At 39.2% G+C, this 1,030-nt stretch carries 2 protein-coding genes; both read left to right on the plus strand.

What is annotated here, in order from left to right; genetic code table 11:
- A partial coding sequence (locus tag AC1DSB_RS19845; RefSeq protein ID WP_477587488.1) for a protein phosphatase 2C domain-containing protein occupies positions 1-377 on the plus strand: 377 nt, incomplete at its 5' end.
- Positions 378-379: 2 nt separating this feature from the next.
- On the plus strand, positions 380-1,030 hold a 651-nt coding region (locus AC1DSB_RS19850), incomplete at its 3' end, for a protein kinase domain-containing protein (protein ID WP_477587489.1).

Genomic DNA, 1,030 nt, shown 5'->3' on the forward strand with positions numbered 1-1,030 from the left:
CCTATGAATGGCATGAGGGGAAAATGAAGCAATTAACAAGAGACCATTCTTTTGTTAATGTCTTAGTGGAAAGTGGAGAAATCAGCGAAGAAGAAGCAGAAAGTCATCCGAAGAAAAATTTGATTACGAAATCATTAGGAACGCAAAAAAGCATCGAGCCGGACTTTATTTCAATTCAGATTCCTACATATTCTTACTTATTATTATGTTCTGATGGATTAAGTAACAAATTATCAATGGATGACATGACGAATATTTTAAAGACCAATCTTTCAGTTGGTGAAAAAGGATCCCGTTTAGTGAATCTTGCCAATGAAAAAGGTGGAGAAGATAACATCTCTCTCGTTTTAATCACAAATACGAAAGAGGAGGTGTAGTCGTGCTCTTAGGCAAAAGAATCAGCGGTCGATATAAAGTTCTCGAAATGATCGGTGGAGGGGGCATGTCCAATGTTTACCTCGCACACGACATGATTCTCGATCGGGATGTCGCAATAAAAGTCTTACGATACGACTTCTCTAATGAAGATGATTTACATCGTAGATTCCAGCGTGAAGCACTTTCAGCTACCAGTTTGACTCATCCGAACATCGTCAATATTTTCGATGTAGGTGAAGATGGGGACATTCACTATTTGGTCATGGAATTTGTTGAAGGGAAGACCTTGAAACAATATATTACTGATGCAGCACCTCTGTCACCGAATGAAGCTGTAACTATCATGAAGCAATTAACGTCTGCGATTGCACATGCTCATCAAAATCAAATCATTCATCGTGATATCAAGCCCCAAAATATTTTGATGGATGGTACCCATCATGTTAAAATCACGGACTTTGGAATTGCGATGGCTTTGAGTGCAACTTCATTTACCCAGACCAATTCCGTGTTAGGCACTGTCCATTATTTATCACCTGAACAAGCTCGTGGTGGTACAGCAACAAAAAAATCGGATATTTATGCGCTTGGAATTGTGTTGTATGAATTACTTATCGGCAAGCTTCCTTTTTCAGGAGAGTCAGCGGTATCC

It is taken from the genome of Paenisporosarcina sp. P4_E4_2 (assembly GCF_056401595.1).